At 31.0% G+C, this 13,814-nt stretch carries 15 protein-coding genes; 7 read left to right on the forward strand and 8 right to left on the reverse strand.

What is annotated here, in order from left to right; all coding sequences use genetic code 11:
- Window positions 1-193: 193 nt before the first annotated feature.
- Window positions 194-823 carry a YceI family protein gene (locus H0I32_RS12890; protein WP_173588087.1) on the reverse strand — a complete coding sequence of 210 codons (630 nt, stop codon included), beginning with the start codon at window positions 821-823 and terminating at the stop codon, window positions 194-196.
- 152 nt (window positions 824-975) lie between these two features.
- Here H0I32_RS12890 and hemN point away from each other — a divergent pair, with 152 nt between their 5' ends.
- From hemN to H0I32_RS12905, 3 genes are all read left to right on the forward strand, one after another.
- Entirely contained in the window at window positions 976-2,340 is a 1,365-nt protein-coding gene (hemN, locus tag H0I32_RS12895) for an oxygen-independent coproporphyrinogen III oxidase (RefSeq protein ID WP_179313813.1), read from the forward strand.
- Between the two features lie 12 nt (window positions 2,341-2,352).
- Window positions 2,353-3,186 (forward strand): universal stress protein, encoded by an 834-nt coding sequence (locus H0I32_RS12900; RefSeq protein ID WP_173588089.1) that lies wholly within the window; start codon window positions 2,353-2,355, stop codon window positions 3,184-3,186.
- Window positions 3,187-3,344: 158 nt separating this feature from the next.
- The gene (locus H0I32_RS12905) at window positions 3,345-4,022 is read left to right on the forward strand and encodes a M15 family metallopeptidase (protein ID WP_179313814.1); all 678 of its coding nucleotides are present in this window, start codon (window positions 3,345-3,347) and stop codon (window positions 4,020-4,022) included.
- Window position 4,023: 1 nt separating this feature from the next.
- Here the strand turns inward: H0I32_RS12905 and H0I32_RS12910 are convergent, their stop codons facing one another.
- Genes H0I32_RS12910 through H0I32_RS12930 form a run of 5 tightly spaced genes read right to left on the reverse strand, consistent with a single transcriptional unit; the run spans window position 4,024 to window position 7,898 of the window.
- Window positions 4,024-5,199: an MFS transporter gene (locus tag H0I32_RS12910; protein WP_179313815.1), complete on the reverse strand. Its 1,176-nt coding sequence runs from the start codon at window positions 5,197-5,199 to the stop codon at window positions 4,024-4,026.
- Between the two features lie 7 nt (window positions 5,200-5,206).
- A complete protein-coding gene (locus H0I32_RS12915) occupies window positions 5,207-5,563 on the reverse strand; it encodes a MauE/DoxX family redox-associated membrane protein (RefSeq protein WP_179313816.1) in 357 nt (118 codons plus the stop codon).
- On the reverse strand, window positions 5,556-6,533 hold the full coding sequence (locus H0I32_RS12920) for a hypothetical protein (RefSeq protein WP_179313817.1): 978 nt from the start codon (window positions 6,531-6,533) through the stop codon (window positions 5,556-5,558). Before H0I32_RS12920 ends, H0I32_RS12915 begins: the two co-directional genes overlap by 8 nt.
- A gap of 44 nt (window positions 6,534-6,577) precedes the next feature.
- Window positions 6,578-7,612, reverse strand: a complete 1,035-nt coding sequence (locus H0I32_RS12925) for a hypothetical protein (protein ID WP_179313818.1) — start codon at window positions 7,610-7,612, stop codon at window positions 6,578-6,580.
- On the reverse strand, window positions 7,590-7,898 hold the full coding sequence (locus tag H0I32_RS12930; protein WP_179313819.1) for a hypothetical protein: 309 nt from the start codon (window positions 7,896-7,898) through the stop codon (window positions 7,590-7,592). Before H0I32_RS12930 ends, H0I32_RS12925 begins: the two co-directional genes overlap by 23 nt.
- 129 nt (window positions 7,899-8,027) lie before the next feature.
- On the opposite strand from H0I32_RS12930, the gene H0I32_RS12935 reads away from it, so the two are divergent.
- The 4 genes from H0I32_RS12935 to H0I32_RS12950 are packed head-to-tail and all read left to right on the forward strand — an operon-like array spanning window position 8,028 to window position 10,882.
- Window positions 8,028-8,573, forward strand: a complete 546-nt coding sequence (locus H0I32_RS12935) for an RNA polymerase sigma factor (RefSeq protein ID WP_179313820.1) — start codon at window positions 8,028-8,030, stop codon at window positions 8,571-8,573.
- The gene (locus H0I32_RS12940) at window positions 8,557-9,078 is read left to right on the forward strand and encodes a hypothetical protein (protein ID WP_173588096.1); all 522 of its coding nucleotides are present in this window, start codon (window positions 8,557-8,559) and stop codon (window positions 9,076-9,078) included. The genes H0I32_RS12935 and H0I32_RS12940 overlap by 17 nt, the downstream gene beginning before the upstream one ends.
- On the forward strand, window positions 9,062-10,231 hold the full coding sequence (locus H0I32_RS12945) for a hypothetical protein (protein ID WP_173588097.1): 1,170 nt from the start codon (window positions 9,062-9,064) through the stop codon (window positions 10,229-10,231). Before H0I32_RS12940 ends, H0I32_RS12945 begins: the two co-directional genes overlap by 17 nt.
- Window positions 10,232-10,243: 12 nt before the next feature.
- Entirely contained in the window at window positions 10,244-10,882 is a 639-nt protein-coding gene (locus tag H0I32_RS12950; RefSeq protein WP_173588098.1) for a hypothetical protein, read from the forward strand.
- Window positions 10,883-11,345: 463 nt separating this feature from the next.
- Here H0I32_RS12950 and H0I32_RS12955 read toward each other — a convergent pair whose 3' ends face one another.
- Complete coding sequence (locus H0I32_RS12955) at window positions 11,346-12,581, reverse strand: DEAD/DEAH box helicase (RefSeq protein WP_179313821.1); 1,236 nt, start codon at window positions 12,579-12,581, stop codon at window positions 11,346-11,348.
- 235 nt (window positions 12,582-12,816) lie between these two features.
- Complete coding sequence (rlmF, locus tag H0I32_RS12960) at window positions 12,817-13,773, reverse strand: 23S rRNA (adenine(1618)-N(6))-methyltransferase RlmF (RefSeq protein WP_179313822.1); 957 nt, start codon at window positions 13,771-13,773, stop codon at window positions 12,817-12,819.
- Window positions 13,774-13,814 lie beyond the last annotated feature (41 nt).

The raw sequence follows: 13,814 nt of genomic DNA on the forward strand, positions 1-13,814 counted from the left end.
ATGTTGCGTTAATATTATAACTGCATTACATATATTTAATACAAAAAAATTTGGGCTTGATATTAAATATAATTTAACAGCAAGCCCAAATTAATGAAGTAAGAAATGTTTTTAGAACTCAATCAAAAATAATATTAATTCATTTGATAGAGTTAAGCATACGTTTTTAAAAACGTAGGTGAGTCAATGAGTTTTAGTTCTCTCTTAAAAAAGTATTGACTTCAATAGCAACATCTTCCCAAGTTTTACTAACACCATCAGCACCTTTATGAAGGTCAAAACATACTTTGTTTAATGATTCTAACGCTCCTAAAGCATCCCAATTTTTCAATTGCATTGTTCCTTTTAAGCTCACTCGTCTTTCATCTGTAATGCTAACGTCTAAAGGTAAATCTGCAGTAACACCATTCATAGTAATAGATGCTACATAAGCATTATCTACATATTTTATAGTTCCTTTGATAAATTCAGTGTCTAACATAGCTCCAAAGAAAGATGCTTTAATTTTTGCATCTCTAGATGCATCTTTGGTTAGTAAATTACTAATAGGAATTGAAAATTCTAAATTATTTAAAGCTTCTTCTGGTGTCGCCCCCTCTTTAGCATCAAAATTTAAAGTAGCAAATTCTCCTCCAACAGGTAACTTATCTGTTGTTTTATAAGCAGTCCATTTTACAGAAGTTCCTGTAGGTTTAATGACATACTTAACAGCGTTTTCTACCGTTTCAGTAGGCTCCGTTTTAGCTTCTTTTTTTTCTTCTTTACATGATGTTAATCCTAAAGTAAGAATAAATAATAACGAAAATAATTTTGTATTTTTCATGACTAATTTTTATTTCTAGTAAAGTTAAGTAGTTATAAGCAGTAAAGCAAGAACTATAAGGATTCTTGGTGTTATGTTTTCTCTATCATGATAATTATCATAATTTCTAAGCAATTAAATATCTAATTTTGCTTCATAAATTTCTGAGTAAAATGAGCCAATCGTTAATTAATAAGTATAATGTTGCAGGTCCACGTTATACAAGCTATCCAACAGTTCCTTATTGGGATTCGGGTACATTTTCTTTAGCGAAATGGAAAGATTCTTTAAAACGTTCTTTTGAAGAAAGTAATAATTCTGAAGGCTTAAGTTTATATATTCATTTACCTTTTTGTGAAAGTTTATGCACCTTTTGTGGTTGCCATAAACGCATCACTAAGCGACATGAAGTAGAGTCGCCTTATATTAAAGCTGTTTTAAAAGAGTGGAGTTTATATCTTAAGTTATTAGGAAGTAAACCAAGAATTAAAGAATTGCATTTAGGAGGTGGTACACCAACATTTTTCTCACCAGAGCATCTTAAATTTTTAATATCAGAACTTTTAGTTAATGCAGATTTAGCAGAGAATTATGAATTTAGTTTTGAAGGTCACCCTAACAACACCACAGAAGAACATCTTCAAACCTTATACGATTTAGGATTTAGACGTGTTAGTTATGGGGTTCAGGATTATAATCTTAGTATTCAAAAAGCAATTAATCGCGTACAACCTTTCGAAAACGTAAAACGTGCTACAGATTTGGCTCGTAAAATTGGGTATACTTCAGTAGGTCACGATATTATTTTTGGATTGCCGTTTCAAACTGAAGCAGATGTTATTGAAACCATCAATAAAACGAGAGCATTAATGCCAGATCGTATTGCATTTTACAGTTATGCGCATGTGCCTTGGATAAAAGGAAACGGGCAACGTGGTTTTAGTGATAATGATTTACCTACGCCAGAATCTAAGCGTCAACAATACGAAACAGGAAAACAATGTTTTGAAAATGCAGGTTATGTAGAAATTGGGATGGATCATTTTGCGTTAAAAAGCGATTCACTTTACAAGGCTTTAAAAAACAAAAAGCTGCATCGTAATTTTATGGGGTATACAGCTTCAAAAACATTAGCCATGATTGGGTTAGGAGTGTCATCTATTAGTGATAGTTGGTATGGCTTTGCTCAAAACGTAAAGTCTAATGAAGAATATTATAGCTTGTTAGATAAAGATATTATTCCTGTATTTAAAGGTCATATTCTTAATACAGAAGATTTAGTAATTAGAAAGCATATTCTTAATTTGATGTGTAATTTTGAAACCAATTGGAAAGATGACGCATTAGTATTTGAAGAGTTGCCTGATATACTTATTAAATTAAAGGAATTTGAATTAGATGGATTACTTCAGTTTGAAGTAAAAAAAATAAATGTAACAGAAAAAGGGAAACCTTTTATTAGAAATATATGTATGGCTTTTGATTTGTTATTACAAAGAAAAAAGCCTGATGCTCAGTTGTTTTCAATGACAATCTAAAACAAAAAAACGATGGATAAAATTATTGTACCAGTTGATTTTTCGGAACAATCAGAGTTTGCCTTGGAAGCTGCAGCAAGTTTAGCTCAAAAGTATGGTTCAGAACTCTTAGTCTTACACATGTTAGAGTTATCTAATACCATAATATCGTCTGCAAGTGAAGCATTAAACCAAGAGGCGCTTTACTTTATAAAACTAGCAGAGCAAAAATTTGAAATATTTTTAAAGAAGCCATATTTAAAAGATATTAAAGTCACCAAAATAATTAAACACTTTAAAGTGTGGAGTGAGGTTAATGATGTGGTGAAAGAATATGATGCTAGTATTATTGTTATGGGATCTCAAGGAACTAGTGGTATTAAAGAAGTATTTGTGGGTTCTAATACTGAAAAAGTAGTACGACATTCAGAAATTCCTGTATTGGTCATTAAGCACAATCCTATTTTAATGGATTTTGAAAATGGTGTTTTTGCATGTGATTTTTCTGAAGACGCAATAAAACCTTACTTAAATGCAAAGCAAACTTTTGAAAGTCTTGGTATAAATATGCATTTGGTATACGTCAATTCACCTGATGGAAACTTTAATAGTTCTGTTGAAATTGATAAGCGTGTATCTAAGTTTTTAGAAAAAGCAGAAGGGGATTTAAAAAAACTAAATCAGATAAATATTGTTTCAGATTATACCATAGAAAAAGGAATTCTTCATTTTGCAAATGTAATAGGTGCAGATCTTATTGCTGTAGCTACACACGGTAGAAAAGGTTTATCTCACTTTTTTGAAGGAAGTGTTTCTGAAGACATAGCAAACCATTCAACATTACCTGTTATGACTTTTAAATTATAATTAGAGGGGTGTTTTTAGTTAGTGTTATTAACATCTGAAGAAGGCGCTGAAGATTTTTTCTTTGGCGCTTTTTGTGTTTTATAAAGAAATAATTTAAAAGCTATATATCTTCTAAAAATAGATTCTTAGTTTTATTTTTGAATAATTAATACTTCAGTATGAATTACAAAACACTTTTATACATCGGAAGCTTTTTTCTTCTTTCGTTTACAATTCAACAACAAACGTTACCAGAGGGATTTGTGTACGTAAAATCTATAATTCCAGATTTAGATGTTGAATTGCGTTATTTTACGACGAATAATTTTGTTGGAGATACTATAGATGGTTATGAAGCAAATCGTTTAATTTTAACAAAAGCGACAGCTGAAAAGTTAAAATTGGTACAGGATGAATTGCAAGAACAAAACCTTTGTCTTAAAGTTTATGACGGCTATCGTCCGCAACGTGCTGTAAATAATTTTATTACTTGGGCTCGTGATTTAAATGACACGATTAAAAAATCTCAGTTTTATCCTGAAGCAGAAAAACGCAACTTATTTCAAGCTGGTTACATTGCTTCACGCTCTGGGCATAGTAGAGGAAGTACTATTGACCTAACGATTATTGACGGACAAACAGGTGAGCCTTTAGATATGGGAAGTCCGTTTGATCATTTTGGAAAAGAATCTTGGATTGCTCACGAACCTTTAACGGATTTACAAAAACAAAACCGTCAATTATTACAAACTGTAATGCTGAAACATAATTTTAGAAACTACTCTAAAGAATGGTGGCATTTTACGTTGCGTTGGGAACCTTTTCCTAAAACATACTTTGATTTTGAAATAGAATAATCTAATTTTTTTTCAAATAGATTAAACCTATAATCGGTCCTATTGCTAAAACTACAAATGCATAGGGCGCAATAGTGTCATATGTTATTAAATAATTTAACAATTGAATGCTTATAATGGTTAAACTATACCCAATACAATTTACAATAGTTAAGGCTGTGCCAATAGATTGAACTTCGCAATTTTGTGCAACCATAGTAGAAAATAAAGGTGAATCTGCAATTACTGCCATTCCCCAAATTATAAGAAAAATAATAAAGAGTGGTGTAGCGCTAACTAAAAAGAAAATAGGCGACAAAAAGCAGCATACTCCAGAAATAGTTAAGGCCCAAATAGCTGTTCTTTTAACACCGAATCTGTTAGATATAAAACCACCTAAAATACAAGATATACTTCCTGAGGCTATGATGATAAATGAAAATAAAGGAATATTTAAGGTTACACCATGAAATTCTTGATGCATCATTAGTAATATAGGTACAAATGTCCAGAAGGTATACAATTCCCACATGTGTCCAAAATAACCGAATGCTGCAGAGCGAAAACTCGATTTTTTAAAAACATCTAAAATTTTAGAAACATCAAACTTATCAGCCAGTTTTTGATAAGGTCCATTAGGAACGAAAATTAAAACAAGAAATCCTCCAATCAATGCTAAGATTGATGTGGTAAAAATTACAGCCTCCCATTTAATATTAAATCCAAAAGATTGAATTAAATAAGGGAAGGCAGTACCCAATACTAAGGCCGCAATTAAAAAACTAAGTGATTTACCTAATCCTTTTTCAAAATGATCTGCTGCGATTTTCATTCCTACAGGATAAATTCCTGCTAAACTAAATCCGGTTAAAAATCTAAAAAAAAGTATTGTAGTTATCGTATTGTTGGGATAGAGTATGCCTAAGTTAAAAACAGCTCCAAAAACGGCGCAAATGAAAAATACTTTTGATGGAGAAAAGCGATCGCTTAGTGTAAGAATCGCAAAAACAAAAGTACCAATGATAAATCCAAATTGTACGGAAGAACTAATATATCCGAGTGATTCTGCACTCAGATTAAAAAATAAAACTAAATCGTCTATAATAGAATTCCCGGCAAACCACAACGATGTACAACAAAATTGAGAAAAGATAATTATGGGTAAAACCCATTTAGTTGTGCTTGTTTTAGCTTTCAAAAGTAAACTAGTTAAAATAAATCCATGCCCAATACATTAACCCAAATTGTAGAGGTAAACGTAAAATTAAAACCCATTTAGGGATGCCTGCAGATGCTTTTTTACTAGAAAGCATATAGAAATGCACCAATAGAAATACGACTAACATGGCTATAATACCATAAATTGAAATATTTTTAAACATTGGTATACACAAGCCAATTCCTAAAACAATTTCAGCCAAACCACTTAAGTAAACCAAAGCTTTGTGGCTAGGTAAGTAATTTGGCATAATACGCATGTAGGTTTTTGGCTTTATAAAATGCATTATTCCTGCAATAAAATACAGAACAGCCATGATGTATAGTCCTATAGGTTCATTCATCTTTATATGTTTTATAGGTTAAACCAATACCATAGTTAAATAGATTTTTATCTAATAAACTAGATGTGAATTGATTTCCGTTATCAAATTTTACCCAATTGTTTCCGTTAATAAATACACGTTTTACAAAGGTGTTCTTTGTTTCAATTTTATCTGTAAAGGGTAACAAGGGTCTAAAGTTGGTTGGTATTTTTATAATACCTTCAGATTTAGAAACGATTTCTTTATATTTTTTATTGGGAAGTAATTTGCCATCCTTATTTGTGTAGCCTAAAACTTGTAATGACACAAAAAAACCATTTTCAGGAATAAGTATATCATAATCATCAACATTTAATACATGAAAATCTCCATCCTTTTCCGTTGCTCTAAATACAGTCGTTTCGTAAGTTAAAACCTTACCAGGTTTTCCATTATCATTGTCGTAAAATTTTACTTTAAATAAAGTAGAGAACTTTTTCTTTTCACTATTAGATTTATTTCGCTTACTCCAATCTTTAGATTCTAATGCAATAGGAAATAAGACTTCTGAAAGTTTTTGATCTTGAGAAGTCGTTTTTGGGAAATACACAGCAATCTCAGACTCTATCGTTGGTAGCCAACATTTATAATAATCGTCGTCTAAATAAGGTTTTAATTTTTCCTCTTTAAATTTTCGATCTATCTTATTGTTAATTATAACAGCGTCTAATAAATGCGCTTCTGGTTGCATTAATAATTGTGCAGGTAAATCTTTGGTCGCTACATTTAAATCTTTAAACCCAAGTGCGGATATAAAAAGAGAGTCGATATCTGGATATAATTTTTCGGTAAATATAAATTGACCTTCATCATCAGCAAAAAGACCATTACCATTGCCAAAAGATATGGTGGCGTAACTTACAGGATAGGATGTGATATTGTCTTTAATGGTTGTTTGCGCAAATGTAATTTGCCCAATAAACAAGAGAATAAATAAAATTTTATGCATGGTTAAGTGTATAGATTTTAAAGATACATTATTTATACTGTATGCTAATTTGGATAATACCAAAATGGTATAGAAGCTTCAATTTTAGATATGGTATCCGATTCTTTTAGTTCTCTTCGTTTTACATAAAGCATGTGTTTACCTTCTTTTATGTTTTTAATACCTATATAAGTTTCAAACCCGTTTTGTTTTTTTATAGTTCTACCGAGTAAAAATTCGGTTTTATATAATGAGGAATCAATTTCAACAGAATAAAGTGAATTGAATGTAGTTAAATAGTCGTTTTTTAATGCATTAGTATTGGAGTCATAATTGATTGTGCTGATTTCTGATGTAATACCTCTAGCATCTTCATCAACTTTTAAAGTTGGGTTGAAGAGGTAAATTTCATCCTCTATATATTTATCAAAAGCTATAAATACTTTGACGTACGGATCGCTTATAACTTTACTATTGATAGCAATGTTTTTAATAAAATCAGATTCCTTAACTAACATATTTTCGTAATTTGCAGAATTAGAAATGTTAGTACTCGAGTCCTCAATAAAATTAAAATAGTTAGATTGATTGTAATATAAAGAAGTCATCCATACGAATAAAATATAAACAGGAACTAAAAAGAGACTCAGGCGTTTTCCAAATTTATTATCTAGAAAGTTATAAATTAATGGTCGGTATAAAAAGGAAAGTGTGATAATGCTAAAACCCCAGTAGAAAGGAAAATATACTTTGCTAAGCCATTTTTTCTTTTTTAAATAACCGAGAGTAATAAAGTCGATAAAAGTTAGTAGCATACCAATAACTACAAATGCTAAAAGGATAATACCAACGTACGTAGAAAAATCTCTAAACGAATTACCATTTAGAAATACTGAAAATATTGTAGCAATTGATCCTATGATTAGAACAAGAGCGAGCAAATAAAAGATGAGCAAAAACGTGATTGCGAAAATGATGCTACAGTAGTCTTCTAATCTTGCAATGTACCTATCAAAAGAACCTACTTTTAATTTTAGATAATTGCTAAATCGTTTGGTGTAATTTAAGGTGTCGTATTCAATCAATGTCTCCAGAAACATACCGTAATCCTAAGGCACCAATCCATAAGCCTCGTAAAAGCACATGGAGAAGTAAGTTGAAAATTAATATGGAACATGCAGAAAGTGCAAGAATTAAAATTAGCGTAAAAAACAGATTATTATCGTTTTGAGACTGGTGATAGGCCATTTTCATTTCTAAAGCAGGATAGGCTGAGAATAATCCAAAAATAGAAAAACCAGAAATCAGCAATTCTAATTGCCAGCTCTCTTCTTGTAATCGATCTAATAATTTTTTAAACGCAGGTTTCTTGTAATCGTCGCTCATCTTTATATTGGGTAGATTGAAATTCAGGTTAAAATTAATCATATTGAATTAAAATCAATCTTTTTTATCCTATTTTGAAACTCTTTCCAAATTCCATCGTTTTTAATTATAGAATAGCTAACCAACCCAATGCACAAAGACACTCAACTTATTAAGCTTTGTAAAAAAAGAAATGAAGCTGCACAAATGCAAGTTTATGATACCTATGCGCAAGCGATGTTTACCATTGCTTGTCGTTATCTCAATGATGAAGAAGATGCCAAGGATGCCATGCAAGAAGGATTTTTAAAAGCCTTTACAAATATTGAAAAATATCAGCCAAAAGCTACGTTTGGTGTTTGGTTAAAACGAATTATTATCAATCAATGTTTAGATGTTTTAAAGAAAAATAAGTTAGAGTTTAGTGCTGTAGAGGTTACCGAATTGCAGATTATAAACGAAGACGATTGGCATTTTGATAGCAGTATTACGAAGGAAGAAATTCTGTTAGCCGTTAACGAACTTAATGAAAAACATAAAATAGTCGTGAAGCTCTATTTGTTGGAAGGCTACGATCACGAAGAAATTTCAGACATATTAGAAATCCCCGTAAAAACATCTCGAACACATCTAAGACGTGGGAAATTAAAATTACAAGACCTTTTAAAACAAAAGTATAATGAAGCAAGATATTAGAAACCTATTTAACGAGGAAGACGATTTAAAAACGCTTCCTGAAAATCATAGAATTGAGTTTGCTGAAAAACTTAAAAAACAATCCAAACCAAAACAAAATCCTTATGCATGGTTAAGTGCAGCTGCAATTTTAATTATTGCATTAACCATTGGCTTTAATGCTATGGAAATGAAATCTAAACCAGAACTTAAGCAATCGTCGCCAATTATAGCACAAGTAGAAGCTGTTGAAGCTGAATACCTAGCTAATATTGAAACCGAATGGCAAAGTTTTATAGCTATCGCAGATGATGCCGTTTTGGTAGAGCGATTCAAAAAAAACTTAGAAGATTTAGATAACGATTATCAAGATATTTCATTGCAGTTCAAAGATGATGCCAATAACATTTTAGTCATTGAAGCATTGGTTGAAAATCTTCAAACGCGATTACAGATTTTAAAAGACATTCAAAACCACATCAAGATATTAAATCAAGCAAACAAACAATATGAAAAATCAATTTAAACTTTTAGTATTGATGCTCATCACATCAGTATTAAGTCATAGTCAAAGTCATCAGATACTTAAAGAAAGTTTTTCGGTAGATAAAAGCACATCAATTGTATTAAATTTCGCAAATATTTATGTCGCTATTGAAGAATCTACAGATGATAAAGTTCACTTTGATTTTTTAATGGAGTTTGAAGGGTATTCAAAAAAAGAGATTAAGGAAAAAATTGAAGAAATAACTACTGAAGTATCAAGTTTTGATAATCATATTACACTGAATGTTAATAGTAAAAATCAAATAACATTTGAGTTGTATAAGTATAATGTAGAGTCAGGAATTATATTAAATAATGATGAATTTTTTAATAAAAAAAAGGATACAATAATACGTAAATCGAAAGATTCTTTGTTAGCAGAGATTAGATTGAATAACGCAGGAGATCGAACGAATAATCCTTTAAAGTATATAAATAACAGATTAAAAAAAATTGATAAAGATGGTAACTTATCTAAGTTTGAAAGTAAGAATATAGATATCATGCGAAGCATTTTTGTAATAAAAATTCCACCTTATTTAAAGCTAAATATTAATGGGAAAAATTCGGGTATACATTTTAGAAATGATTTACAAAATGAAATTTCCATTAAACTGAAATCAGGAACTTTAAAAGCAAAAGCACTTTATAACAGTTTTAATAATATCAGGATTGATGATGTTAATTTTGAAGCTGATGCTATTCTAGGAGGAGAGTATAAGTTTAAAAATGTGAAAAATGGGAAAATAGGAAGTGTACAAAACACAAAAATTACCTCAGAGTTTTCTAAAGTTGAAATTGGAGAAATTCGAAAAAATACAACAATATCAGACTTTAATAGTGAGTACTATTTTTATAATTGGGCTAAAGATTTTAAACGCTTTAATCTGTATTCTGAATATTCTAAAATCCATTTTTTCTATCCTGATTTAGATTTCAGTTTTAAGGCCATTGGTAACAATACTAAGAATTTTGTGGGCAATTATAAAATAGAAATGCAACCCACGAGCAAAGGTGAGAAGTATAGTATGATGGAAAGAAAACCAAGTGGCAAAGGAAATTTTTCTGGTGAAATTTACTTCGATATTATTCATGGTATTATTTATACGTATAACGATTCAATCAAAAAATAAAACAATTAATTTATGAAAATATTTCTGATTATTACTGTCGCATTAACGTGCTTCAGTGGATTACTAGCACAACAAAAAGAAACGGATTCTAAAACAATTTCAAGTTTAAAAATGGAAAGTGAGTATTCTTCAGATATTGAAGAGGTAAGTGATCTTTTAAGTTTTGAAGGGATTGATTATATGAAGTTGAAATTTTCAGGTGAGCAACTTAAAGGAAAAAGTTACAAACTCACGGTAAAGGAAATTTGGGATGGGAAAATCGTATCTGATACCATTGTTATGGATAGCAGAAGTATTGGTGTTAAACAATTTGAAACGTTAAGTGATACGGTTTTTAAAATGAAAGTAATTTCAAAACATACCGATGATAACCAACTGAAAATGACCTTTAAGTTTCCAAGATTTAGTATCACTAAAAATTATGAAGCTACAGATTCTGAAAACTATAGTCTAAGAAATTTAGTAGAAGAAAGCAATTTAGAAATAAGCTATAACAAGTCGTTTTATCTGTTAGCTTATATTTTACCTTACGAAAGAGAAGATGGTTTATTGTCTTGGTGTGATGTTGGAACTGCAGGCGCTGAAATTGAAAAATGGGGAAAGCAATTTGGGATTAAACATTATTTACTTTTCGAAATGAAGTTTGAGTAGTTCATTCTTTAAAGAAATAAAAAAGCACTTAAATTCACTAAGTGCTTTTGTCTATAATCTAATATCTAACGTCTAAAATCTCTCTTGCCAATGTTGGTGTTTTCACCAACGGTGATCTATTGCAAATTCAAATCCACAAGTTATTGGTGAAAAACACCAACAACGGCTCAGAGAAATCTTCGGGGCTTATTTTCTTTGATATTGTCAATGGTATTATTTATTCATACAAAGATTCGATTAAATAATTCATTTTAAAACAAATACAAAAAGTACCTAGGTCCACTAAGTGTTCTTGCCAATGTTGGTGTTTTCACCAACGGTGATCCATTGCAAATTCAAATCCACAAGTTGTTGGTGAAAAACACCAACAACGGCTCAGCTGCTTCTGAACAAAAAAAGACCTCAAAGATTTTTAAAAATCTTTGAGGTCTAAATTATTTATTATTTTTAGCTAATATCTATTCTAATACCAACGTTTTTTCTTCTTCTTAGAAGCTTCACTCTTTCTACCTTTTTTATACTTACTACCTTGTCTTTTATGTACAACAGGTTCTGCTTTAGGATCTAAAGGATAAGGATGTTCGGTTTCCACAGGAATCTGAACATTAATAGCTTGTTCTATCTTTTTTACATAATTTTTCTCATCAGCAGAACACAGCGAGTAAGCGTTACCTGTATGTCCAGCTCTACCAGTTCTACCAATTCTATGTACATAAGTTTCGGGTATGCCTGGCATATCAAAATTAAGAACGTTATCTAATTCGTTAATATCAATACCACGCGCCGCAACATCTGTAGCAATAAGTATTTTAACGTAACCGTTTTTAAATTTGTTTAAAGCAGTTTGCCTTTCACTTTGTGGTTTATCACCATGAATACTATTTACAGAGAATCCGTTTTTTAATAAGGTTTCTTCAAGCTTATCTACACCATTTCTTGTACGTCTAAAAATAAGAACGTTACCTTCAATAGTATTGCGCATTAAATGTAAACACAGTTCAATTTTATTTTGCTTAGGGACATAATACAACAGCTGACTTACATCTTTAGCTACCGATTTTGTAGGTGTCACATCAATACGTTCAGGATCTTTAAGTAACGTATTGGCTAAGTCTTCAATTTTATAAGGAATTGTTGCTGAGAACAATAAGGTCTGTTTGTCTTCAGGACAAAGACGTTCAATCTTTTTTACGTCATCAATAAAGCCCATTGCCAACATTAAATCGGCCTCATCTAAAACTAAAGTTTCAATAAAATCGAGATTAATATAATCTTGTTTATGCAAATCGAGTAAACGACCAGGTGTTGCCACTAAAATATCAACGCCTTTTTTTAACGTATCTATTTGTGGTTCTATAGATGCACCACCAAAAACGACTAACGATGTTAGATTGGTAAACTCAGCATAGGTTTTAAAATTCTTTTGAATTTGTATCGCTAATTCTCGTGTAGGACTTATTATCAGCGCTCTTATTTTTTTACCTTTTTTAGGCGCATCTTGTTTATCGTACAATTTTTGCAAAATAGGTAAAGCAAAAGTAGCTGTTTTTCCTGTACCTGTTTGTGCAGATACAATAACATCTTTACCTTCCAAAATTGGTGGAATAGAACGTTGTTGTACCAAAGTAGGTTCTACATAACCAGAAGCTGCAACAGCTTTTTGAATAGGTTTTATAAGATGTAAGTCTTTAAATGACATAGGTTTTGTGTTTATTAAGTTTGTCATTCCTGCGAAGGCAGGAATAACAAATAAGGTAACAAAGTTAGAATATTTGTTAATTCAAACTTTGATATAAAAATATAAAATTTACAAACCACGTCAGTTCGAGTGATTTGTGAAGTATGAGCAAATAGTATCGAGAACTATAAGGATTCAATTGCTTCTCGATACATTCCGATAAAAAAATCAGAACACTCGAAGTGACGAAATCGTCCTACCAACGTTCTTTTATCCAGTCGTTTTGTTCTTCTTCTGTTAAAAAAGTCCAAGCTATAAATCTACTGATTTTATGGCCTTGTCCCATTTCAATAGTTTTTACAGCAGTAGCATTTACTTTTTCTAGAACTTTATAGGTGGGTTTTAAAGTTACTTCTTTCGAAATTAAACTAGTAAACCAAAAACATTGTTTGCCAAAATGCTTACTCTCATAAATCATGTCTTTTACAAAACGAGCTTCACCACCTTTGGTCCATAATTCGTTATGCTGTCCGCCAAAATTTAAAAGTGCTTTATTAGGGCGTTTCCCTTTAAGGTTCCTTTGTTTTTTTAAGCTTGCTTTTTGAGCATCTTCTGCTGAAGCATGAAACGGTGGATTACAAATAGAGAAATCTACTTTTTCTTCGGGTTTTAAAATGTCATAAAAAAAGTTGTTCGCTTTTTCTTGACGTCTAATTTCTAGAGTAGATCTTAAGTCATAATTTTTCTGCTCAATTTCTTTCGCAGATATAATAGCGGCTTCATCGGTATCACTTCCTATAAATGACCATCCATATTCATGATGACCAATAATAGGGTAAATACAATTGGCACCAACACCAATATCGATACCTTTAATATGATTTCCTTTAGGAATAACACTGCCTTCACCCTTTAAAAGGTCTGCAATATTATGAATGTAATCTGCTCTTCCTGGAATTGGTGGGCATAAATAGTGCTCAGGAATATCCCAGTAGTCTAATCCGTAATGGTGAATTAATAAAGCTTTGTTCAATGCTTTTACAGCGGCAGGGTTAAAAAAATCGATAGAATCGTCACCGTATTTATTAGGTGCAACATAAGGACTTAATTTTGGTGAACTTTTTATAAGGGCATCAAAATTATAGCGTGATCTATGTTGATTTCTTGGGTGAAGTTCTGATTTTACTTCAGGATGCTGTTTTTTCTTTTCCAATTCTTAATAATTTAATAGGGACAAAGGTAATGGAAAACAAA

It is taken from the genome of Winogradskyella sp. HaHa_3_26 (assembly GCF_019278425.1).
Taxonomy (GTDB): domain Bacteria; phylum Bacteroidota; class Bacteroidia; order Flavobacteriales; family Flavobacteriaceae; genus Winogradskyella; species Winogradskyella undariae.